This window comes from Rahnella sp. 1L-D-7-B-C2 (assembly GCF_057290995.1).
In genome coordinates this window covers 142,367-166,463 of record NZ_JBXAVQ010000004.1, presented here as the reverse complement: position 1 = coordinate 166,463, position 24,097 = coordinate 142,367, and the positions used below count along the sequence as shown (strand labels likewise).

Sequence of the window (24,097 nt, the reverse complement as noted above, 5' to 3'; positions counted from 1 at the left end):
GGTGTCTTACGACGCGCCCACAGGAACTGAATGCGTAAAATAAAGGCCGAAAAATTACGGCTCTTCGTTAGACCTCGGGTTCTGCGCAATGTCGCGCACCCGACGAAAATATTCTGGGAAATACCGCCGCAAGCGGTGTTTGAGAGGCATATTATGAAGATAATCCACCGGTTACATCAAGTAAACGGTGGATATTAGGAGGGATTGAGGCTAATTAAATGCGTTTTTTGGAACCTTAAGCGGGTTTTATGCACAGATATCACCCGCTGTTTGGAAAGGTTTAAGCGCCTGCAGCGGACTTCTCTGCTTCCGTCAGGCCTTTCTGGCCGTTCAAGGTCGCTTTAAGCTGGCCTTCATCAAGCTGACCGCACCACTTCGCGACCACGATAGTTGCCACGCCGTTACCCACAAGATTGGTCAGCGCACGTGCTTCTGACATGAAGCGGTCGATGCCCAAAATCAGTGCCAGACCCGCTACCGGTAAATGCCCGACTGCTGACAATGTCGCCGCCAGTACGATAAACCCGCTGCCGGTCACGCCCGCCGCACCTTTTGAGGAGAGCAGCAATACCACAATCAGGGTGATCTGATGCCAGATATCCATGTGGGTATTGGTGGCCTGCGCAATAAAGACCGCCGCCATTGTCAGGTAAATTGAAGTACCGTCGAGGTTGAAGGAATACCCCGTTGGGATCACCAGCCCGACCACCGACTTTTTACAGCCCAGACGCTCCATTTTATCCAGCATACGTGGCAGCGCCGACTCAGAAGAGGATGTCCCCAGTACGATCAGCAGTTCTTCTTTAATGTAGTTAACAAACTTGAAGATGCTGAAACCGGTGAAGCGCGCGATAAGCCCGAGTACGACCACCACGAACAGCACGCAGGTAAGGTAGAAGCACAGGATCAGCTGGCCGAGCTGCACCAGAGAACCCACGCCGTATTTACCGATGGTGAAGGCCATTGCACCAAAGGCTCCCAACGGTGCCAGACGCATGATCATATTAATGATGCCAAAAATGACCTGCGAGAAGCTGTCGATCACGTTGAAAATCAGCTGGCCTTTGTGGCCAAGGCGGTGCAGCGCAAAGCCAAACAGCACGGCGAACAGTAAGACCTGCAGAATATTTCCGCTGGCGAAGGCACCGATTACGCTGGAAGGAATGACATCCAGCAGGAACGGAATGATGCCCTGGCTTTGTGCCTGTTCGGCGTAGATTGCCACCGCTTTAGCATCCAGCGCCGCCGGATCAACGTTCATCCCGGCACCTGGCTGGACGATATTGACGATCACCAGCCCGATAATCAGTGCCAGCGTGCTGACAATCTCGAAATACAGCAGCGCGATGGCGCCCGTACGTCCGACCGCTTTCATGCTTTCCATGCCGGCGATACCGGTGACGACCGTACAGAAGATAACTGGCGCGATAATCATTTTGATTAATTTAACAAAACCGTCACCTAACGGTTTCATTTGCGCGCCGAGTTCAGGGTAGAAATGTCCCAGCAGGACACCCAGGGTTATTGCCAGAAGCACCTGGAAATACAGGCTTTTGAAGAGTGATATTTTCATGACTAGCCATCCTGATGTGTGAGTATCGCCCTCTGTTTTGTAGGGGTACGGATAATGGGCGACTGCCGAAAAGTAACACCATCACAACATCATGGAAATATTTTGTTTCCTCCCGAAAAAACGGGTCATGAAAAAACAGAACTGAAAGCATTCAGCAGACGAAGAGTAAGTAAAAAAAGTACGAAAAGTGACGGGCTGGAGGGGAATTCCTGCCCTGGGGCAGGTTATTCAGCGGGGCAAAACTTTTGTTCGAAGGCGTCTTTTGACAGCGGCGCAGAGAATAAATAGCCCTGGCCTAAGAGAATATTCTCTTCAAGCAGCCACTGGCGTTGCGCTTCGGTTTCGACACCTTCGGCCACTAACTGGATGTTCATCGCACGGGCGATGGAGGCCACAATGTTGACCATGACGTCGTCCTGCGGCAGAACGCCGACAAAGCTGCGATCGATTTTGATGACATCGATCGGCAGCGAGCGCAGGCGGTTCAGGTATTCCAGACCAGAATATCCCAGGCCAAAATCATCCAGTTCAATCGACACGCCCACGGCGCGCAATTCACCCAGCAGCAGCAGCGCGCGATCTAAATCGTCAATGCGCGCAGTTTCGGTGATTTCCAGCACCAGCTGCCCCGGATTGATTTTATAACGGCTCAGCAGACTGCGAAGTTCCGGCAGGAAATTGCGCTGCTGTACCTGAACGCCGGACAGATTCACCGAGAGTGGTAAATTGATGCCGCGGCTCTGCCAGTCCGCGAGGATCCCGCAGCCCAGTTCAAGAATCTTGTAGCCCAGCATACTCATGACGCCGATTTCTTCCGCCAGCACGATGAAATCACTTTCCAGCCCGTAGCTGCCGTCGGGCATTTTCCGACGCAACAGTGCTTCAGCACCGACCACCGCGCCGGTGCGCATATTCACCTGCGGCTGGATAAACAGTGTGAAATCATTTTGTTCCATCGCGTGCAGAATGTCGTTTTCCTGCAACAAGCGCTTTTGAATCTTTTCCGTTAATTCCGGCTCGAAGAACAGGATTTGATTTTTACCCTGCTGATAAGCTGAAACGCGCGCGGCGCGGGCATTGACCATCAGCTGCTGCGCGGTCGCCGGGAATTCGCCGGTATGCTGCACTATCCCGATACTGCCGGTCGGATGCAGAGACATATTACCTGCATCGCTTTCCTGCGGGGCATTGATGCGCTCCATAATTTGTCGGGCGAGACGCATCGCCATAAACGGCCGGGTGATGTCCCCCGCCAGCAAAGCAAATTCGTTATAACTCAGGCGCGCCAGTAAGCAGTGTTCAGGGAGCGCTTCAATGATAGAAGACACCAGCGGGCAATCCACATGCCCGTCATCGCGCAGGCTTTCAATACCGATAAGCAACAGATGAAAGCCTTTTTCAGGCTCGGTGGACTGCAACCTGTGTTGCAGCCGTGCCATGAACTGTTCTTCATTACTGACACAATTTTGCGCGAGCGGCGGCGTATCACTGATGTGTTGCTGTATTTTCTGTAGCTGTTGCTGATTGCGATTGTAGCTGCGCACCAGCATTCCAATTTCATCATCTTCATGCAGCAAAGGCATCGTCAGCTGATGAAAGGGCACGTCGCTTTCCGGCAGGGACTCCAGCTCGCGGGCGATAGTGCGCAGCGGTTTGACGATGAGACGGTTGATGACCCAGCTCAGTGAAATGGTAAGGATCAGCGCCAGCAACAGATAAGTGGTGAGCATGGTCGAGAGCGCGCTGACGATAAACTGATACATCCGGTAGGAGTCAGCCTGCAGTACCAGATAGGCCAGCGGTTTCGGATCTTTAGGGCTGGCGGCCGCAGAATAAAGAGGAACAGAAATGGTTACCGGCAGATTAAACCCGCGGGAGATCCAGGGCGGAACCGGGCGGCCCGCAGGAAAATTCGTGTGCAACGCGGCGATTTGGTTAGGCATCACGACATTCGCACGGCTGAGAATACCGACCGGTTGCAGCGTGTTCAGGATGTCCTGGGTTTCTTCCAGATCCACATCCAGCACCGCCTGCGACAGCGGCTCCCTGACGGAATGTGCAATGTTTTCAAGCTGCTGGGCGTAATCATCCCTCCGTTGTTGCACAAAGTGAAACAACTGGATGACGATAAAAAAACAAATAGTTATCGCAGCCACGCTCGATACGGCTGCCATCTGTTTGATTGTTAACGAACGCCTGACGCGCAACATAGTTCTCCATCAACTGCCAACCTGTTTTGCTCCATGTACCTTATCAGGAACAGTAATTGTGCGCAGTATACCTTATATCGCGTTATTTCGAGGTGAAACAGGGGCTTTTGGTTATAAAAAACAACGTGTTTGCCGGGTAACATTCATCACTAAAATACTTTATGTGTTTTTACTGACAGAAAACCTACACTCCGCATTAACCTGATGATTAGTGATGTCATTAAAATTCTGAGTTAAACGCTTCTGATTGAATCAATGTGCTGCACATCACACTCAAAACAATGGTTTCATCTCACATAACGGAAAATTTCAGCTCAATTAAATAAAAAACCTTTTCTGACAGCGGGTTATAGGCGTAATGTTTTCTATGGTGCAATTCCTAATTTTTGTAAAAAGTGCTCTATGCTGTAAAAGAACTGATATATTAAGATTATTCTTATCCCGAAAAAAAACGCTAAAAAATTAAACCTTTTACACTTTTGTTAGCGGTTCTCGTGTGGCCGTTTTGACGTCCAGATAATCCCCACACAAATATAATCCTACCGGGCGGGATATATGAATAAATATGACGACATTAAGCGTTTTATGGATAAGACCAACCTTAAAGAGCTTGATTATAAAGAGCTTAATGATAAATCCACCGGCGAATCAATTACCGGTTCGATGAATCAATGGACATTAATAAAACAGGTTTCTGCCAGCCAGACACCCGGCGGTCCTTTAGACAGCGGGCGCTCCACGCAGCCCACGCCGCAGTCCATTTCTGCTGATGAGTTCTCGCCGTCTTCGGCACAGGAAGCGCTGCACGCTCAGCATTCTTCCCCCTTTACCGACGCCACGCATACGCAAGATGAACCCCGGTCTTCGGAAGTTTCTCCTCCGGCGGCGGGCTTTGGTTTGCTTGATGCTCTGCGTGAGACACTGCCGCCCGCGCCTGCCCATCCGGCCCCCGCGCCAGCGCCGCAGCCACAGCCAGTTCACTCGACGCCGTCGTTGCACGCCCAGTCTGTGGTGCCAGACAGCGGTTCGGGTTTGCTTGATTCACTGCGAAAAGCCATGCCCGAAACCGTGCGTCAGCCGCCTGTCGCCCCGGCCGCTCCCGCACAACCTGCTGCGCCGGTCTATACCGCACCTGTTCACCCGGCAGCACCGGCGTCCCGTTCAGCCCCAGTACAAACTCCGGCTCCCGTGGCGCCAGCGGATACCGAACAGCGCTTTAAACAAATGTTTAAACAGCGGGCTCCGCAGCCTGTCAGCGCTTATTTGCATCGCGACACACCGCTTCAACCTTTGTTAGAGATGATTGCCTCATGCCGTTAGTTTGCGTTTGTTCACCGAAAGGTGGAGTAGGAAAAACCACGGTGGCCTCCAACCTGGCCTACTCGCTTGCCCGTAGCGGCAGCAAAGTATTGGTCATCGACTTTGATGTGCAGAATGCCCTGCGCCTTCATTTCGGTGTGCCGATTTCAGATACCCGCGGTTTTGTTGCCGGTTCAGGCAATGAGTCCGACTGGAGCCAGTTCATTCTCAAAGCCGGTTCCAACACCTTCGTTCTGCCGTACGGTGAAGTGAGCGAAGATCAGCGGCTGGAATTTGAACATCAGTTAGCCACCGATCCGCATTTTTTACAGCGCGGATTAAATACCGTTCTAAATTATCCGGGTTTAATTATTATTGCGGATTTTCCTCCCGGCCCAAGTCCGGCATTAAAAGCCGTGCAAAGCATTGCGGATTTGCACGTGGTGGTGATGCTGGCGGATACGGCATCGTTATCTTTATTGCCGTTAATGGAAAAGAACAAATTAATTGGTACTCCCCTGAATAATAAAAAAGGGGAATATTACGTCGTGAATCAAAGTGACACCCGCCGGACATTAAGCCGCGACGTCACCCAATTCTTCGAACAACGTTTGAATGAAAGATTATTAGGCACAATCCACAGGGATGAATGTGTGCCAGAGGCTAATGCCTCGCAGCGCTCTATTATTGATTTCAGTCCGGTATCCGCGTCCGCGTTTGATATTGAACTGATCAGCAAAAAAGTCGCCGCCATTTTAGGGATTAAAGTCGGTGATGGAGAGTTACACGCCGCGCCTAAAACCGGCAGTTATTAACTGTCACTGATAACAGCGATCCCAAAGCGATGAATAAATTCCTGTTTTCCCTGCTTGTGCTCCTGCTGCTGCCGGTGGCAGCAGTTATCGTCATTACGCCAATGGACAGCCAGAAGCAGTACATCTTCGGGCTGATAAGCATTGGCCTCTTATTTTTACTGGGCATCAGCAAAAGCCGCCGTATTAGCGTGGTGATGGTCATCATGTCCATCATGATGTCGACGCGCTATATTTACTGGCGCGCCACGGAAACGCTGCATTTCAATTCCACCATTGAAGCCATTTTAGGCATCGGGTTATTCCTCGCCGAACTTTACGTCTGGCTTATTCTGTTACTCGGTTATCTGCAAACCACCTGGCCGCTGAAACGCACCATCGAACCCTTGCCGGATGACACCACGCTGTGGCCCACCGTCGATGTGTATATTCCGTCTTATAACGAAAGTCTGGACGTGGTGCGTGATACCGTTCTGGCGGCGCAATGTATCGATTATCCCAAAGATAAAATCAAAATATATGTGCTCGATGACGGCAAGCGCGACGAATTTGCCGTGTTTTCCGCCGATGCGGGCGTGGGATATATCACCCGCGATAATAATGCCCACGCGAAAGCCGGTAATCTGAATCACGCGATGAAACTCACCAAAGGCGAGCTAATTTGCGTCTTCGACTGTGACCACGTCGCCACCCGCGCATTTTTACAGGCGACCGTCGGCAGCTTCCTGAAAGATCCGCGTCTGGCGCTCATTCAGACGCCGCACTACTTCTATTCACCGGATCCGTTTGAACGCAATCTCTCCGCTGGCCGCACCATGCCCAACGAAGGCGCACTGTTCTACGGCCCGGTTCAGCAAGGTAACGATAACTGGAACGCAACGTTCTTCTGCGGCTCCTGTGCGGTTATCCGCCGCGTGGCGCTGGAAGAAGTTGGCGGTTTTGCAGTGGAAACCGTGACCGAAGATGCCCACTCTGCGCTGAAAATGCAGCGCCGTGGCTGGAATACCGCGTTTCTGGATATCCCGCTGGCGGCCGGTCTGGCGACAGAACGTCTCGGTCTGCACGTCATTCAGCGTACCCGCTGGGCACGCGGCATGACGCAAATTTTCCGCGTCGATAATCCGTTATTTGGCCGTGGTCTGAAATGGCAGCAACGCCTGTGCTATCTCAACGCCATGCTGCACTTCCAGTTCGGCCTGCCGCGCGTGGTGTTCCTGACCGCACCGCTGGCCTTCCTGCTGTTCAATCTGAACATCATCTCCTCGTCCGCCAGCCTGATTTTTGCTTATGCGCTGCCGCATCTGGTGATGTCGCTGTACATCAACTCCCGCATGAATGGCCGCTTCCGCTATACGTTCTGGGGTGAAATCTACGAAACCGTGATGGCCTTCCACCTGATCCTGCCGACGATTGTCACCCTGCTTGCGCCAAAACGCGGCAAGTTTAACGTGACCGACAAAGGCGGCCTGCTGGACGTGGGCTTCTTTGACTTCAACATCGTCAAGCCGCACCTGATCGTCGCCATTCTGATGATTATCGGTATCGGTTACGGCTTAGTGCGCGCGGTCTTCCATAACTACTTTGCCATCGACCCAAGCGTGATCGCGCTGAACGTGGCGTGGGGCAGCTTCAGTGTGCTGATCCTGCTGGCGGCCATTGCCGTGGCGAAAGAAACCCGCCAGGTGCGTAAAACCATCCGTATCGATGTGGCGATCCCGGCCATCATTCATTACGCCAACGGCATTTCCCTGCGCACCACCACCATTGATATGTCGATGGGCGGCGTGCAGCTGGTGACGCCGGACGTGCGTTATCTGGACGAAGAAATTGAAGAAGTGGAGATTCAGCTGTCCTCGGGCGCGGAAAGTTTCCCGGTGACGCAAATCAGTGGCAACAAGGAGCGCATCCGTCTGCAATTTGAAAACCTGCCGTTGTCGAAACGCCGTGAACTGGTCCGCGTCGTCCTGTGCCGTGCGGATGCCTGGATCGGTGAAGAATACCCGCCGGACAATCCGTTCCGCTCGCTGCTCAGCATCATCCGCTGCGTATTTGAGTTGTTCTACAACACATGGAAAGAACGCCGCGGCAAAAATACCCCCGCTGAGACCACCAGCAAGAGTGAAGCAGTATGAAGCGACCACGTAAATCGATGATAAAGTGCCGTTTATTTGCTGTGCCGGGTGCGTCCCTGCTCAGGAAAATCACCACCGGCCTGCTGCTGACCTTCAGCAGCCTGCCGTTTACGCAGGCGGAAGAAGCCCCTGCCCCGGCTGTCGATCCGGCCACCAGTCTGCCTGCGGCACCGTCATGGCTGCCGCCAACGCCAGCGATGCCGGAAGAAACCGCACCCGCTGACACCGCAGCGCCGGTCGCATCACAGCCGGTGCCGTCAGAATATATACCTCAGGCGGATACCACGCCGGTCAACAACAGCGATTCGGCCAATGCGGCAACCCCAGCCACGCCGGTGGCCGATCCCGCTGCGGTGCCTGCGCCGGTGATCCCGCTGGTTCAGCCGGTCACCAGTAATATTACCGTCGCCGAAATGGGCCAGCCCAACGGCCTGACCCTCAGCGGCGGCCAGTTGCAGTCTGGTATTCTCTTCACCCTGCCGGCAGATGAAGTGGTCACCAACGCCCATCTCTCGCTGGCGCTGAAAATTTCTCCGGCGCTGATCGCCCGCGATACCACGCTGGAGCTGATGCTCAACGGCCAGCCGCTGGGCAACCTGCCGCTGAACCAGACCAGCAACGGCGGCGATGTCTACGAGCTGGATATTCCGTCGGCGATGGTGGTCTCGAGCAACAACCTGAGCTTTCGCGTGCATGACAGCAACACCATGACCTGCGAGAAAGATCAGTCGGACAAATATTGGGTCACCATTTTGCCGACTACCAGCATTGGTCTGGAAGGTCAGCAACTGAATATTGGCCGCAATCTGGGTAACTTCCCGCGTCCGTTCTTCGACAGCCTGCAAATGCAGGAGTCCAAAATCACCATGGCTTTCCCGGCATCAATGAAACCGGGAGATGTCAGCGCCGCAGCGATGGTCTCTTCTTATCTCGGCATGTTGTCCGATTATCGCGACGTAGACTTCCCGGTTATTCTGAATGATTTGCCCGATCAGAACGGGATTCTGTTCGGTAAACCCGGCGATAAAATAGGCTCTCTGACGCTGCCTGCCAGCAACGGCGCATCGATTCAAATTATTGATAACCCGATCAATCCGGTCTACAAACTGCTGCTGGTTTTGGGTAACGATGACAACCAGCTGCGTCAGGCGGCTTACCGGCTGATAAGCGCCGGAATGCCGAACAACACCGATCATCTGGATGTCGCGCAGCAAACCATTCCGTCGAGCAAGCCGTATGATGCACCGCGCTGGATTGACACCTCGCGCCCGGTCACGCTGGGCGAACTGGCGGGCAAAGATCCGGATTCGCTGATTTCCAACGGTATTTATCACGATGGCATTCAGGTGGCGTTCCGCGCCGCGCCGGATCTGTTCATGTGGGATGGCCACAATATTCCGGTACGCATTGATTACCGTTTCCCGACCGAAAACTGGATTGATGAAGATAACTCGCGCCTGAATGTCTCCATCAACAGCAATTTCCTGCGCAGCCTGACGGTGAACAAAGTCGGTCTGGTGGAAAACATCTGGCGTCGCCTCGGCGGTGACAGCCGTCAGGAACGCTACACGATGCAGCTCGCGCCGTACCTGATTTACGGCGACAACCAGTTGCAGTTCTATTTCGACATCAAACCGAAAAAAGACGCGCCTTGCAGCATTCTGACCAGCGATAACATCAAAAGCCGTATCGATCCGAAATCCTTCATCGACCTGAGCGGAAGCTACCATTTCGCCCAGTTGCCGAACCTGTCGTATTTCGTCGGTGCGTCCTATCCGTACTCCAAGCTGGCCGACTTCTCCGACACGCTGATGCTGCTGCCGCCGGAACCGACGGCTGATGAAATTCACACCTTGCTGAACCTGACCGCCCGCGCGGGCAAAGCCACCGGCGTGCCGGTAAGTCACGTGCAGATTGCCTTTGGTCTGAAGGGTGACGAGCAGGGAAATCCGATGTTTGACCGCGATATTCTGGCAGTCACCACGCTGGGCGATTCCGCCTTTAATCAGCAGTTACTGGCAGATTCGCCGTTTGGCCTGAACGCCAATTCGATGGGCGTGAAAACGCCGACCGAAGTACAGCGCATCGTGGCGTGGCTGACCGGCGACTGGTATCGCCAGCCGGTAGATGCCGACCGCTATCTGTCCTCGACCGGTGCATGGCGCGGGTTTGTCAGCTATCGCTCGCGCTGGTCCAACGATCACGTGGTCGTCGTGGCCACCGGTACTGACGATCAGCAGTTGCTGAAAATTCACAGCGATTTGAAATTGCCTCAAATCAACGCCAACGTACGCGGCGATCTGGCGATCATTACTGATGAGAACGGCATCCGCAGCTTCTCCGTCGGGCAGCAATTCCCGACCGGACAAATGCCGTGGTACATGATGGTGCTCTGGTACGCCAGCACGCACATCGTGATCCTGTCGCTTATCGCCACGCTGGTATCGCTGGTGGTGGGCCTGAGCCTGTTCGTCGTCCTGCGTCGCCATGCGGCTAAACGTCTGGGCCACAAATGAAAAGCCTCAAAACAAAAAGAACAACAATGAAGGTAGCCTTTACTCCCGGCTATAACCTGGCGATTACCGGAGCTGGAAAATGAAAAAACATAAACTGTCCCTGGCGGTGATCAGAGCTATTTATCTGGTAGGGATCGCCGGAGTGGTAAGTTTTAGTGCCTCAACGTTTGCCGCGGATACGACCAATCCGGCGATGAAAGCCCTTTTCGATCAGGCGGCTTACTGGCACGAACGTGCCCATGACGATCTGGCAAAAGACGCCTTGCAGAAAGTGCTGCTGGTTGAGCCGGACAATGCCCAGGCGCTGTATCTGATGTCACTGTACTCGATGCAAAGCGGCGACAAAACCGCGGCTAACCAGTGGCGCGAAAAGCTGTCTGCCGCCTCGCCCGACGATCCACGTTTAGCTTCACTAAATAGCGCCAAAGCCATGCAGTCGATTCCCCCGGCGCAGCTGGCCTCTGCCCGTCAGATGGCTGCGCAGGGTAACGTCAGCGGTTCGCTTTCGGCCTACCGCACCATCTTTAACGGCAATCAGCCGCTCGACAGTCTGGCAACCGAATATTACCTGACCATGGCGGGTGACAAATCGCTCCAGCCGCAGGCGATTGCAGGTTTGCAGCAGCGCGTGGCTTCCCGCCCGGACGATACGCAGGCGCGTCTGGCGCTGGGCAAAGTGCTGACCTATCAGGAATCCTCCCGCCGTGACGGCATCAAACTGCTGAGCACAATGGCAGGCAGCAACAGCGACGCAGACCGCTCGCTGCGTCAGGCGTTGTTATGGATGGCACCGCAGGAAAGCGATCGCGACTTGTATCAGGGCTATCAGGCGCGTCATCCGAATGACACCGGCGTGATGGCCTATTTCCAGAAAAATATCGGCGGCGCGGCGAAAGGTCAGGGCTTTACCGCGCTGAACAGCGGGAACGTCACCGACGCCAAAGCCAAGTTTGAAAGCGTGCTGGCGGGCGATCCAAACGATGCCGACGCACTGGCTGGTTTAGGTTATATCGCCCAGCGCAGTGGCAATTTCGAAGCCGCCTCGCAATATCTGAGCAAAGCCGCCGCACAGGGCGGGCCGAACAGCGCACAGCTGAGCAATCAGGCGCAGGATTCTGCGTTCTACGCTCAGCTGGCGAAAGCCAAAGAAGCCGCCGGTGCTGGCAGCTACGATGCCGCGCTGGCCGCCGTCACGCCGCTGACCCAGGTCGGCGGGGAGAAAGGTCAGTCTGCCGGATTGCTGCGCGCCGACATTCTGCGCCGCAAAGGCGATCTGCCCGGTGCCGAGCAGCAATTCAGCGCACTTGGCGATAACGCCGACGCCCGTGCAGGATTGTTCTACGTACTGCGTCAGCAGAACAAAACCGCCGAAGCCAGTCAGGTTCTAAAAACGCTTCCGGCTGATATTCAAACCAAGATGAATCCGCCAAAAGTGGCCGACGTCATCGAGCCGTTGCGCCGTCAGGCCGCACAGGCGGTGGCGAACAACGATCCACAGCGCGCGCTGAATTTACTTCAGCAGGCCCAGGAACGTCAGCCGTCCAACGTCTGGGTGAAGCTGGACATGGCGCGCATCCTGCAATCGCAAGGGCAAACTGCGCAGGCGCAGTCGATCATGGCGCCGTCCGCGCGTCAGGGTGCCTCATCTGCCGATCTTTACGCCGCGGCCTTGTTCGCGTCGGAAACCAAAAACTGGTCAACCGCCAGCGCCCTGCTCTCGCGCATTCCGCGCGGCAGCCAGAATCAGGGCATGCGTGAACTGGCGCAGCGCGCCAACTTCAATGCGCAAATGGCCGATGCCGAAAACTATCTGCAACAGGGTAACAGTGCGGCCGCCGCAAATACCTTACGCGCGCTGGCGCAGAACCCGCCCACCGCGCCTGCTGACGTTGGTGCGCTGGCGAAGAATCTGGCTGCCACCGGGCAGCTTCCGCTGGCGGTACAGCTGGTGCGCCAGAACATGCGCAACGGCGTGAAAGGTAACGCCGGAGATTACGCGGATCAGGTTACCGTGCTGAATCAGGCGGGGCTTGGCAACGAGGCGCAGGCATTCCTGCAAAATCCGGAAATTCAGTCGGGCACATCGCCGACGGCGCTGGCCAATCTGCGTAACGGTTTCGTTATCACGCAGGCCGATCAGCTGCGCGAACAGGGTCAGTACGCGGCGGCTTACGACAAGCTGGTCGTCGCGCTGCAAGCCGATCCGCAAAACCGCGACCTGATGCTGGCGATGGCGCGCCTGTATCAGTCCGGCAAACTCAATAAACAGGCCGGTCAGGTTTATAACTACCTGATGACCAACGACACACCAACGCAGGATGCCCGCGTCGGGGCGATCAATATTGCGCTGGGCGAAGGCGATACGCAGCGTGCGCAGCAGCTTATGAACGGTCTGGCCGGTCCGCGCACGCCGGACCGCCTGTTACTGGCGGCACGCGTTGCCGAGGCACAGGGCGATCATCAGCAGGCGATGGCGCTGTTGCGTTCGGCGAAGGGCAAGATGATCGGGCTGGAAGGCGCAGACGGTTCGGCGCAGGTCGCCGGATTGCAGCTGAGCGACAACCCGTTCATCAACCGTTCAACGCGCACCACGGCTTCACGCCCGACAACGCAATCCTCTTACGGCGCCGTCATGCCATGGCAGGTCTCCGATCAGGTTTCCACGCCGGGGAATATTCCGGCAGCCAGCGCAGAGCCGACGGCTGTCACGCAGCGTAATGCGACAGAAAAACAGATCGACGACATGCTCGACGATTTGCAGGGCAAAACCGCCACCTGGGCGCAGGGCGAAATGTCGATTCGCGGCCGTGACGGCGAAAGCGGGCTCAGTCAGCTGACCGAAGCCAAAGCGCCGATGACGTTCGCCTTCGTGCCGTTTGACACCTCGCGCCTGAGCATCGGCGTGACGCCGGTTTCCCTCAGCGCAGGCAGCCCGTCTGGTACGGCCAACAGCCGCTTTGGGCAGGGCGCGCTGGCTCAAGCGCAGTCTGCACAGAAAGATGTCGCAGCAGCGGCGTCGGCGGCAGGTCTGAACATTGCCGATTACAGCACTTTCGCCAAACTGCAGGCGGCCGCTTCCACCAATTCCAGCGCAAACTGTAGCTCGACCAACGCGGCCTCGGCGCAGTGCGTGGCCTACAACACCATCACGGGTACCGATCCGACCACCTATTCCGCCCCGGATGCCGGTAATCAGAAAGCCACTGGCGTGGAAGTCAATGCCGCGCTGACCGGCGACAGCTACAAAGCCGATGTGGGCAGTACGCCACTCGGGCAGGATTTGAGTTCGCTGGTCGGTGGCGTGCAGTGGGCACCGAAACTGACCGACTTCACCACGCTGACCGTGACCGCAGAACGTCGCGCGATCACCGACAGTATTTTGTCCTACGTCGGCACCAAAGATAACTACAGCGGCAAAGAGTGGGGCCAGGTCACCAAAAACGGCGGCAGCGTTAACCTTTCTTACGATGATGGTGACGCAGGCTTCTACGCCGGTGCAGGTTACTACAGCTATCTCGGTAATAACGTGAAGAGTAACCAGTCGGTCAATGCCAACGCCGGACTGTACGTCCGTCCGTACCGTTATGACGATCGCGAACTGAAAACCGGGGTCAACGTCGGCTACATGAACTTCGACAAAAACCTCAGCTACTACAGCTACGGTCAGGGCGGTTACTTCAGTCCGCAGAACTACGTCAGCGTCTCCTTCCCGGTGGAATATACCCAGAAGTATGACGACTGGGATATGAAACTCTCGGCATCCGTCGGTTATCAGTCCTATTCTCAGGATAAGAGCGCCTACTTCCCGAATAACCCGGACTTGCAAAAACAGCTGGAAGATCTGGTGGCGGCGGGCTACGGCACCGAGGCTTACTATTCCGGTAAAACCGAAAATGGTATCGGCTGGAATGCGGGCGTCGGCGGCAATTATCATCTGAACAAGAACATGCAGATTGGCGGTCAGGTGGGCTACGATACTTTCGGCGATTACAACGAAAGCAAAGCGCAGGTCTACTTCCGCTATCTGATGGGCCAAAATTAATCCCGGTGGAATAAAACCATGCAAGAACAGAACTATACTCAGGTCGCGCAGGAATATTACCGCCAGCGGCACACCACACCGGGCTGGCAAAGTCTGGTGCAGGTGCTATTTTCAGGTATTCTGGCCTCCGCCGAAGACGAAGATGGTCGCCGTTTTCTCACGCTGATGGGCAATAATCTGGCGCGTCAGCATGCGCTGCCGGTCTGCGCCACGCTCGGTGAACTGGAAGACAACATCAACCATATTCTCAGTCGTTTTGACTGGGGCGTGGTGAAAATTGAAGCCACCCAGCAGCAGCTCGCGCTGGTACACATCGCCTGGCCGGTTTCACCGCAGGGTGAAGACGACGAACTGTGGCGCATCGCGCTGATTTCGCTGTTTGAAGGGCTGTATGCCCAATGGTTGCAGGCGCAAGGCGGGCAGCCTTACGTTCCCCTGCGCTGGCAGGAAAGCACACCGGAAGGCGCATTCGTCTTCCGCTATCAAAATGGTTTGTAAGGAATTTTTATGTTGGCATTTCGACGCTATGGCCTGGTGCTGTGGTTCGGTCTGGTTTTCTCGTTTTTCACCACCGCAGTAATGGCGCAGGATCAGGGCTGGTCAGCCTACAAAAGCCGCTTTCTGATGCCTGATGGCCGGATCATTGATACCGCCAATAAAAACGTCAGTCACACCGAAGGTCAGGGTTTCAGCATGCTGCTGGCAGTCTTCAATGACGATCAGGCCACTTTCGATAAGTTGTGGCAGTGGGCAAACACCACTCTTTATCGTAAAGACATCGGCCTCTATTCATGGCGTTACGACCCAAACAACAGCGTTCACGTTGCCGATAAAAATAACGCCTCTGACGGCGACCAGCTGATGGCATGGGCGCTGCTGCTGGCGGGCGATAAATGGCAGGACACGCGTTACACCAAAGCGTCGGAGAAATTACAGACGGCGCTGATCAAATACAACGTGATTGATTACGCCGGTTACAAAGTGATGCTGCCGGGCGTGACCGGATTTAATCAGACCAGCAACGTGACCGTTAACGCCTCCTACTTCCTCTTCCCGGCGTGGAAAGCGTTTTACGCCCACAGCCACCTGAAAGTGTGGAAGGATCTCGATGAAAGCGGCACCGCGATGCTCAGCAAAATGGCGTTCGGTGAATTCCGCCTGCCGACTGACTGGGTGGACATGCAGGCCGACGGCAGCATGAAACCCGCCAGCCGCTGGCCAACGCGTTTCAGCTACGACGCCGTGCGTATCCCGCTGTACCTCGGCTGGGCGCATCCGGGCAGCCCGCAGCTGGCACCGTTTATTCTCTGGTGGCAGAAGTCGCCACGCACCGCGACACCGGCCTGGATTGACGTGATGACCGGCACCAAAGCGGGCTATAACATGTCGCCGGGCTTAATGGCCATTCGTGATTTCACCATGGCCAACACCGGTGCCATCAGTCCAAACCTCGCACCGAAAGACGATTATTACTCGTCAACGCTGCAACTTTTGAGCTGGTGGGCGAGCCACAAAGGGTAAGCGCGGTTTGGAATAATCCTCACTATTTAAGATGCTTGCTGGGTTTATTAAGATCATCGCCACAAAATGAATTGTAATTATTCATTTTGTGGCTGCTTTAACATTTCCTCATTATCTATTAAATAAAAATATGTTATTACTTCTATCATGAACAATCGTCATTTGATTACTGTTCTCAAAACACCTTTTTTCTGATTTTATCTCATCAAAACACTGGAGTTTTTTTTGAGAAAAAGAAAACCAATTTGAATTATCTTCGGATGGTTTTTTAAACCCGTTTCCGCCATCTAAAAGGTTGACGTAATAAACGCCATTTTCATCAGACATCGGTGAACCATATTTCTTTTTAATAACGGCTTCGTTAGCTTCCCACCATGTGATTTTACCTTTCTGGGTTACAGGAGGCTGTTTAATCACGATATCCATCATTGCCACATGTTGACTTACATAAATAATTTCTGGATTTCTAATCGCGAGTCGAAATAAAAAAATGCGGCCAATAGAATACACACTGTGATGTTTTTTTTGCTCCTCAGCAACCCACGAGTCCTTTTAATGCAAAAGCGCACAGACTTTCTTATCATTTTGTTATTGAATCCCCGTCAATATAGTAGACTGTTTTATTATCTCTTCCATTATGGATCATCATTAAATTATTTTTTTCTATGCACCTGTTTTCTAATTTTATCTCCTCGAAACAAATAAGATCATTCCTTGAAAATGAATACCATGATGTAAAACTTGCCTCTGACACTTTAATAAAACCCACTCCAACATCTTCTATTCCAACAAAATAGTTTCCATATTCATCAACATCAGATATCTCATTCCTTATTAGAGGGCTATCCTTATTATTTTCCCACCAAATTATTTTACCTACCTGAGTAAGAGGGAGGTTTCTGACGACTATGTCTGTATCCCCTTTGACATGGTGTACGAAAATTATTTCTGTTTCTCTAAAGAACAGTAAATATGCTGATACGGAAATGCATAGAACAGTGACTATCACTATTATCTTTCTCATGGTCTTCCACCTGACAGATAAATGTCCGTTTCCATTTCAGTAATAAAAGGCCTGAACCCTAACTTTTCATATCGTTGCAAAACAAACCAAATTCTGAAAAATCTGAGAGCGTTAAATTTCCCCTTTGAGATGTCATCTTTATCCAGACCGAAATGATCCTGAGACTTATAATTAATACACGCGTTGAATCCGCTGTTATTGATTAAAAGTGATTTTAACGTTATCTGAGTGGTGTAGGTATCATGAACTGTAATCCCCATTCCATTAAATTTATCTTTAAATCGGTCAAATTTTGGAACAATTCCCCGACCGATTGCTGATGTTAATAGTCTCCTGCTAGTTTCTGAAAATATCTTTGCTTTCCACTCAATATTATTAGACAGAATTTTTTTGATTATTATTAAAGTGCTACTCCCCGAAAAATCATGTCTTATCTGGTCATTCAACGCCATATTTAAAAGAGAATCTTTAAAAGGTAATCCACTGTTATTTTGCATATGATTTATCATTTTCACGATAAGTCCGCTATAGGCCCCATATAAGGCAAAAGGACGCGACAGACTTCTGAATTCATCAAAGAGTAAGTTGGCGCATTCTTCCTTTGATATTTTACTTTTTTTCTCTTCATGAAAATAGTCTAGCTTTGAGGGACCTCTGGGAAGGGTGTCGATAAGTAATGACGGGGGCTGAATAAAAGCCCCAAACTTCATCATGGTAGAACGATGGGTCTGTTCTATTTTTTCAAGTTGGTAGGGGTCAACTTTCGTCGAAACATCAGTAAGATGATAGATCGTCTTTAGCTGCTGCTCACTTAAATCCCCGCAACGCATATCATCCAGGGATTTTGTCCCTGCCGGGGTGGCGTAAATAAGTGCGGGTAATCTAATCGGTGACATATTAGTTCCTTTTAAATATATTCAAACTACTCCATTCATAAAGCAAATAGATAAAATTTACTGATGTGAATTAGAAATTAATTCACGCAGTTAATACATCACACAACTTTGTGGTGAACATTACATTAATATGATTATTTAAATAATCATTGATCTGGATTGCATACTTCATGAATTAGCCATTCGTGATTTCACCATGGCCAACACCGGTGCCATCAGTCCGAACCTCGCACCGAAAGACGATTATTACTCGTCAACGCTGCAACTTTTGAGCTGGTGGGCGAGTAAGCAGGGGTAAACAAGCCTATTTGATATAAGACCACTTTTTCATTATGAAGTGGTCTTATTATCAACCAAAGGTTTCCATTCTGAAATATTGACATACCTTCCCATGCAATTCGCCAACGACTTGCCCCCCATTTCAGTATTATTTAATAATCTCATCGCTGCCTATCAATATCATTGTTTTATTATCTCTCCAGTTTTGAATCTCCATGAATCGATCTTTTTCTATGCAGTTTTCTTTTGATTTTATTTCTTCAAAACAATAAAGATCATTTGTTCCAAAACTAAATAATGTCGATCCAATTGGCATCGCTTTAAAACCATTATCTCCATCCCAAAAAATAATATCGTAGTTACCATTCTCATTAGGTATGGGAATACCGTATTTTTCTTTTAAGCTGGATCTGTTTTTTTCCCACCAATGTAGCTTCCCTACCTTCGTCAATGGAAAATTCCTTACTACAATGTCTGTATATTCCCTATTCTGATGCACGAAAATAATCTCGGGCATTCTGAAAATGCAAAAGTATAGCAAAATCATAGTAGCCAGAATGAAAATAATAACGTATTTTATTTTCATTTATTATTTCCATAAATACAAATATTAGTTTCCATCTCAGTTATAAATGGCTTATAACCTAACTTATTCCATCGTTGTAATATAAACCAAATCCTAAAAAATCTTAAGCTTTTAAAAAATTCCTTGGTTATATCATTTTTATCTAAACCAAAATGATCCTGTATTTTGTAATTTATGCAGGCTGTATATTGTTTCTGAGAAACTTTAAGTTCTTTTAGTGTTATCTGGGTAGCGTACGTATCATGCACTGTAATTCCCAACCCATTAAATTTATCTTTAAACCTTGTGAATTTCGGCAGGACTGAAGAATGTATGGATTTACCTAATTCATATCCAAAAGAAGATGGATACATTTTACTATCCCAATCCATGTGTTTTTCTAACGCTATTTTAACGTTATTTAAACTACTACCCCCCGAAAAATCATGTCTTATCTGGTCATTCAACGCCATATTTAAAAGAGAATCTCTGAAAGGCAACCCGATGTTGTTTTGCATATGATTTATCATTTTCACGATAAGTCCGCTATAGGCCCCATATAAGGCAAAAGGACGCGACAGACTTCTGAACTCATCAAAGAGTATGTTGGCGCATTCTTCCTTTGATATTTTACTTTTTTTCTCTTCATGAAAATAGTCTAGCTTTGAGGGACCTCTTGGAAGGGTATCGATAAGTAATGACGGGGGCTGAATAAAAGCCCCTAACTTCATCATGGTAGAACGATGGGTTTGTTCTATTTTTTCAAGTTGGTAGGGGTCAACTTTTGTCGAAACATCAGTAAGATGATAGATCGTCTTTAGCTGCTGCTCACTTAAATCCCCGCAACGCATATCATCCAGGGATTTTGTCCCTGCCGGGGTGGCGTAAATAAGTGCGGGTAATCTAATCGGTGACATATTAATTCCTTTTAAACTGGATCAGCATTGTTATGAAGGATTCATTAAATAAATGAATGAATAGTTGTGAATAATAACAAATATGAATTTCACTAATCCCTTCTTTTCATCACTGACGACATTGTTACACTCTCGTCAGGTTAATTATTTTATTCTTAATTTTTTGCCTATTAGTGATCTATGTTGCACCCGGAAAATATAAGCACAAAAAAGGCCGCTTTCGCGGCCTTTATCATCTTCGCACTTCAACTGATTTACGCCACAGTCTGCGTAGTCCCGTTCTCGTCCTGATCCACGGCGAAACAGGCAACCAGCTGATCGCCGTACTGTTTCAGCTGTGGCTGGAACTGTTTGCAGGTGCCGAACGCACGACGGCAGCGGGCATTGAAGGCGCAACCGGCTGGCGGGTTCAGCGGGCTTGGCAGCTCGCCGGTCAGCTTGATGCGTTCACGGCGCTCGTCCGGGTTCAGACGCGGCGTTGCGGACAGCAAAGCCTGCGTGTACGGATGGCGCGGATTGTTGAAGATGGCGTCTTTCGAGCCCTTCTCCACGCAGCGACCAAGGTACATCACCATCACTTCGTCGGCGATATGTTCAACCACCGACAAATCGTGCGAAATGAACACGTAGGACAGCCCCAGATCCTGCTGCAAATCCATCATCAGGTTCAGAACCTGCGCACGCACGGAAACGTCGAGCGCGGAAACCGGTTCATCGGCGATCACCACGTCCGGATCCAGCATCAGACCACGGGCGATAGCAATACGCTGACGCTGACCGCCGGAGAACATGTGCGGATAACGGTCGTAATGCTCGGTTTTCAGGCCGACTTTCGCCATCATCGCCAGCGCTTTTTCACGACGCTCCGCGCTGCTGAGTTTGGTGTTGATCAGCAACGGCTCTTCGAGGATCTGCCCGACTTTCTTACGCGGGTTCAGCGATCCGTAAGGATTCTGGAACACGATTTGGATCTTCTGACGACGCAGCTTTTCCGCTGTCGCATCGGGTTTCAGCAAATCCTGCCCGCGGTAATACAGCTCACCGCCTGTCGGGACTTCGATCATTGTCAGCAGACGGCCCAGCGTGGATTTCCCACAGCCGGATTCCCCCACCACCGCCAGCGTTTTGCCGCGTTCAAGCGTGAAAGACACGCCGTCGAGCGCCTTAACTGTACGTTCCGGGGCGAACATCCCTTTCTTCACCGGGTAATGCTTTTTCAGATCAATCGCATGCAACAGCGGCTGCGATGCGGTGTTATCAGGACTCATAAGTAGGTCTCCCGGCATCATCGAGCGGATAATGACACTTCGACTGACGCCCGTTCGCGAGATCGCGCAGCGCCGGTTCTTCTTTACGGCAAAGATCGGTGGCATACGGGCAACGCGGGTTGAGCAGACAACCGTTCGGACGGTCATATTTGCCCGGCACGACGCCCGGCAATGACTGCAAACGAGCTTTGTCAGCGGCAAATTCCGGTAAGGATCGCAGCAGCGCCTGGGTGTACGGATGGCGCGGCGCACGGAAAATCTCCGTGGCTCGTGCCGATTCCACCACCTGACCGGCATACATCACGATGATATGCTGTGCGGCTTCGGCCACCAGTGCGAGGTCATGGGTGATCAGCATCAGCGCCATGTTCTCTTGCTGTTGCAGCTCGAGCAGTAGTTCGATGATCTGCGCCTGAATGGTCACGTCGAGTGCGGTCGTCGGTTCATCGGCGATCAGCAGTTTTGGACGGCAGGCGATCGCCATCGCGATCATGACACGCTGACTCATCCCGCCTGAGAGCTGATGCGGATACACGTCGAGACGCGAAGCCGGATCGGGGATTCCGACCAGATTCAGCAGATCGATGGTGCGCTGACGACGGGTCTTTTTGTTGCCCCCCTGATGCACCTTGATGGCTTCCATAATCTGGAACCCAACGGTGTAGCACGGGTTAAGGCTGGTCATTGGATCCTGGAAAATCATCGCGACTTCGGCACCGACAATCTGGCGGCGCTCTTTTTCGCTCATGCCTTGCAGGTCACGGCCACCGAACTCGAGCTTTTCGGCCATCACTTTGCCGGGGAAATCGATAAGCCCCATCAGCGCCAGTGAACTGACCGATTTACCGGAGCCGGATTCGCCGACAATCCCGACCACTTCGCCCTGTTTTACACTGTAGCTAATACGATCTACGGCGCGAAACGGCGTGCCTTCGTCGCCAAAATGCACGGAAAGCTTATCTACAGTCAGCAGCGTTTTGCCGACCGGTACGTCTTGAATTAATGTGGTTTCCATCTCTCGTCCCCTACTGCTTGAGTTTAGGGTCAAGGGCGTCGCGCAGGCCGTCACCCATCAGGTTAAATGCCAGAACCGTCAGCAGAATGATCACACCAGGGAAGGTCACGACCCACCAGGCGCTCTGAGCAAACTGTAAGACGTCGGACAGCATCGTGCCCCACTCCGGCGTTGGGGGTTGTGCGCCCATGCCGAGGAAGCCGAGAGCCGCCATATCGAGGATGGCGTTGGAGAAACCGAGCGATGCCTGAACGATCAGCGGCGCTAAGCAGTTTGGTAAAATATTGATGAACATCTGACGCGTCGCACCGGCACCCGCCACGCGCGAAGCGGTCACGTAGTCGCGGTTCACTTCCACCAGCACCGCCGCACGGGTAAGTCGCACGTAGTGTGGCAGGGCGACGAACGTCAGCGCCAGTGAGGCGTTCACTATCGACGGACCGAAAATCGCCACCAGCACCAGCGCCAGCAACAGACTCGGCAAAGCCAGCATGATATCAACCACGCGCATGATGATAGCGTCGATGACACCGCCGTAATATCCGGCAAACAGACCGAAAATCACGCCGAGGATCAAGGAGAGCACCACAACCAGACAACCCACCAGCAGTGATAACCGCGCACCGTACATCAGCCGCGACAGAATATCGCGGCCCACGTCATCGGTACCCAACAGGAATTTCCAGCTTCCGCCTTCCATCCAGACAGGTGGACGCAGCAGGGCATCACGGAACTGCTCAGCCGGGGCGTGTGGCGCTATCACATTCGCCCCAATCGCAATCACCAGCATGATGATGATATAAGCCAGGCCTGTAACGGCCCCTTTATTACGCTTGAAGTAATGCCAGAATTCCCGCAATGGCGGCATCGGCACTGGCGCAGCCGTCACGATTTCATTCGCGACGGGCTCTGTAACCTGAGACATTTTGCGCCCCTTATTTTCTGTGGCGAATACGCGGGTTGACCACGCCGTAGAGCACGTCTACCAGCAGGTTAACCACGATGATCAAAGTAGCGACCAGCAACACTCCGCCCTGCACGACCGGATAGTCGCGGCGCTGGAGTGCATCGATCAGCCACCGGCCGAGTCCCGGCCAGGAGAAGATGGTTTCCGTCAGAATGGCGCCGCCCAGCAGCGTCCCGACCTGCAAACCAATGATGGTCACCACCGGCAGCAGCGCATTGCGCAGTGCGTGGACGACAATCACCCGCATACGGCTGACGCCTTTGGCGCGCGCGGTACGGATATAATCTTCACCCAGCACTTCCAACATGGAAGAACGGGTCATTCGCACGATAACCGCCAGAGGAATGGTGCCGAGCACCAGCGCAGGCAAAATCATGTGCATCACGGCGTCTTTGAAGTCGCCCGGCTCGCCCCAGATGAGGGAGTCGATCAACATAAAGCCGGTCAGCGGCATGCTGTCATCAAGGAAAACGGTATCGCTTATTCGCCCCGATACGGGCGTGAGGTTGAGCTGCACCGAGACCAGCATCACCAGCATGATCCCCCACCAAAATATCGGCATGGAATAGCCGGTCAGAGAAATGCCCACTGCCGTGTGATCGAATATCGATCCGCGTTTGACCGCCGCCAGCACGCCCACCGGAATACCGACAATAATCGCGAAAATCATCGCGCAGATGCCCAGTTCCAGCGTCGCTTTAAAGCGCGGGACAAACTCCTGCCAGACAGGGGTTCGGCTTTTTAAGGAAGTGCCCAGGTCGCCGTGCAGCACCCCGTTCACATAGTGGAAGTATTGCTGATAAAGAGGCTTATCGAGCCCCATATCTGCCATTAACTGGGCGTGACGTTCGGGGGAAACACCGCGTTCGCCTGCCATGATGGTGACCGGGTCGCCTGGTATCATATGTACGAAGGCAAAAGTCAGCAAAGTTATGCCGATAAACGTTGGGATAACTAACCCCAAACGTCGGAGTATGAACTGAAACATATCCCGTACTCTCTGTATAAAATGCCCGGAGAACCGTAGCTCGCCGGGCTTATTAGTAGCTCACAAAACTCTT

At 52.3% G+C, this 24,097-nt stretch carries 19 protein-coding genes; 8 read left to right on the top strand and 11 right to left on the bottom strand.

Features of this window, described 5'->3' with window-relative positions:
• Positions 1–280: 280 nt before the first annotated feature.
• Entirely contained in the window at positions 281–1,573 is a 1,293-nt protein-coding gene (locus AC0Z7K_RS09220; RefSeq protein WP_485614061.1) for a dicarboxylate/amino acid:cation symporter, read from the bottom strand.
• A gap of 224 nt (positions 1,574–1,797) precedes the next feature.
• Entirely contained in the window at positions 1,798–3,780 is a 1,983-nt protein-coding gene (gene hmsP, locus AC0Z7K_RS09215; protein ID WP_413530143.1) for a biofilm formation regulator HmsP, read from the bottom strand.
• Here hmsP and AC0Z7K_RS09210 point away from each other — a divergent pair.
• The 8 genes from AC0Z7K_RS09210 (at position 3,695) to AC0Z7K_RS09175 (ending at position 16,105) form a co-directional block, all read left to right on the top strand.
• The gene (locus AC0Z7K_RS09210; protein WP_485614261.1) at positions 3,695–3,988 is read left to right on the top strand and encodes a hypothetical protein; all 294 of its coding nucleotides are present in this window, start codon (positions 3,695–3,697) and stop codon (positions 3,986–3,988) included. The two genes, hmsP and AC0Z7K_RS09210, sit on opposite strands and share 86 nt — an antisense overlap.
• 350 nt (positions 3,989–4,338) lie before the next feature.
• Entirely contained in the window at positions 4,339–5,103 is a 765-nt protein-coding gene (locus tag AC0Z7K_RS09205; RefSeq protein WP_485614060.1) for a hypothetical protein, read from the top strand.
• Positions 5,094–5,897 (top strand): cellulose biosynthesis protein BcsQ, encoded by an 804-nt coding sequence (gene bcsQ, locus AC0Z7K_RS09200; protein WP_413530018.1) that lies wholly within the window; start codon positions 5,094–5,096, stop codon positions 5,895–5,897. Before AC0Z7K_RS09205 ends, bcsQ begins: the two co-directional genes overlap by 10 nt.
• A gap of 29 nt (positions 5,898–5,926) precedes the next feature.
• Positions 5,927–8,026 carry a UDP-forming cellulose synthase catalytic subunit gene (gene bcsA, locus AC0Z7K_RS09195; protein WP_413530017.1) on the top strand — a complete coding sequence of 700 codons (2,100 nt, stop codon included), beginning with the start codon at positions 5,927–5,929 and terminating at the stop codon, positions 8,024–8,026.
• Positions 8,023–10,542, top strand: coding sequence for a cellulose biosynthesis cyclic di-GMP-binding regulatory protein BcsB (gene bcsB, locus AC0Z7K_RS09190; protein WP_485614057.1), 2,520 nt, complete (start codon positions 8,023–8,025; stop codon positions 10,540–10,542). Before bcsA ends, bcsB begins: the two co-directional genes overlap by 4 nt.
• 79 nt (positions 10,543–10,621) lie before the next feature.
• Positions 10,622–14,584: a cellulose synthase subunit BcsC-related outer membrane protein gene (locus tag AC0Z7K_RS09185; protein WP_485614056.1), complete on the top strand. Its 3,963-nt coding sequence runs from the start codon at positions 10,622–10,624 to the stop codon at positions 14,582–14,584.
• Between the two features lie 18 nt (positions 14,585–14,602).
• A complete protein-coding gene (bcsD, locus tag AC0Z7K_RS09180; protein ID WP_485614054.1) occupies positions 14,603–15,082 on the top strand; it encodes a cellulose biosynthesis protein BcsD in 480 nt (159 codons plus the stop codon).
• 9 nt (positions 15,083–15,091) lie between these two features.
• On the top strand, positions 15,092–16,105 hold the full coding sequence (locus AC0Z7K_RS09175; protein WP_485614053.1) for a family 8 glycosyl hydrolase: 1,014 nt from the start codon (positions 15,092–15,094) through the stop codon (positions 16,103–16,105).
• 111 nt (positions 16,106–16,216) lie between these two features.
• Here AC0Z7K_RS09175 and AC0Z7K_RS09170 read toward each other — a convergent pair whose 3' ends face one another.
• The 9 genes from AC0Z7K_RS09170 to dppB form a co-directional block, all read right to left on the bottom strand.
• Positions 16,217–16,615, bottom strand: coding sequence for a DUF943 family protein (locus AC0Z7K_RS09170; protein ID WP_485614051.1), 399 nt, complete (start codon positions 16,613–16,615; stop codon positions 16,217–16,219).
• A gap of 70 nt (positions 16,616–16,685) precedes the next feature.
• Positions 16,686–17,129 (bottom strand): DUF943 family protein, encoded by a 444-nt coding sequence (locus AC0Z7K_RS09165; protein WP_485614049.1) that lies wholly within the window; start codon positions 17,127–17,129, stop codon positions 16,686–16,688.
• Complete coding sequence (locus AC0Z7K_RS09160) at positions 17,126–18,025, bottom strand: DUF3289 family protein (protein ID WP_485614048.1); 900 nt, start codon at positions 18,023–18,025, stop codon at positions 17,126–17,128. The genes AC0Z7K_RS09165 and AC0Z7K_RS09160 overlap by 4 nt, the downstream gene beginning before the upstream one ends.
• A gap of 427 nt (positions 18,026–18,452) precedes the next feature.
• A complete protein-coding gene (locus AC0Z7K_RS09155; protein WP_485614257.1) occupies positions 18,453–18,851 on the bottom strand; it encodes a DUF943 family protein in 399 nt (132 codons plus the stop codon).
• A 35-nt stretch (positions 18,852–18,886) separates the two neighbouring features.
• Positions 18,887–19,786 (bottom strand): DUF3289 family protein, encoded by a 900-nt coding sequence (locus AC0Z7K_RS09150; protein ID WP_485614046.1) that lies wholly within the window; start codon positions 19,784–19,786, stop codon positions 18,887–18,889.
• A gap of 254 nt (positions 19,787–20,040) precedes the next feature.
• A complete protein-coding gene (gene dppF / locus AC0Z7K_RS09145; protein WP_413530012.1) occupies positions 20,041–21,054 on the bottom strand; it encodes a dipeptide ABC transporter ATP-binding subunit DppF in 1,014 nt (337 codons plus the stop codon).
• Entirely contained in the window at positions 21,044–22,069 is a 1,026-nt protein-coding gene (dppD, locus tag AC0Z7K_RS09140; RefSeq protein WP_112167439.1) for a dipeptide ABC transporter ATP-binding protein, read from the bottom strand. The genes dppF and dppD overlap by 11 nt, the downstream gene beginning before the upstream one ends.
• A gap of 10 nt (positions 22,070–22,079) precedes the next feature.
• The gene (gene dppC / locus AC0Z7K_RS09135) at positions 22,080–22,994 is read right to left on the bottom strand and encodes a dipeptide ABC transporter permease DppC (protein ID WP_112167438.1); all 915 of its coding nucleotides are present in this window, start codon (positions 22,992–22,994) and stop codon (positions 22,080–22,082) included.
• A 10-nt stretch (positions 22,995–23,004) separates the two neighbouring features.
• Positions 23,005–24,024: a dipeptide ABC transporter permease DppB gene (gene dppB, locus AC0Z7K_RS09130; protein ID WP_413530011.1), complete on the bottom strand. Its 1,020-nt coding sequence runs from the start codon at positions 24,022–24,024 to the stop codon at positions 23,005–23,007.
• Positions 24,025–24,097 lie beyond the last annotated feature (73 nt).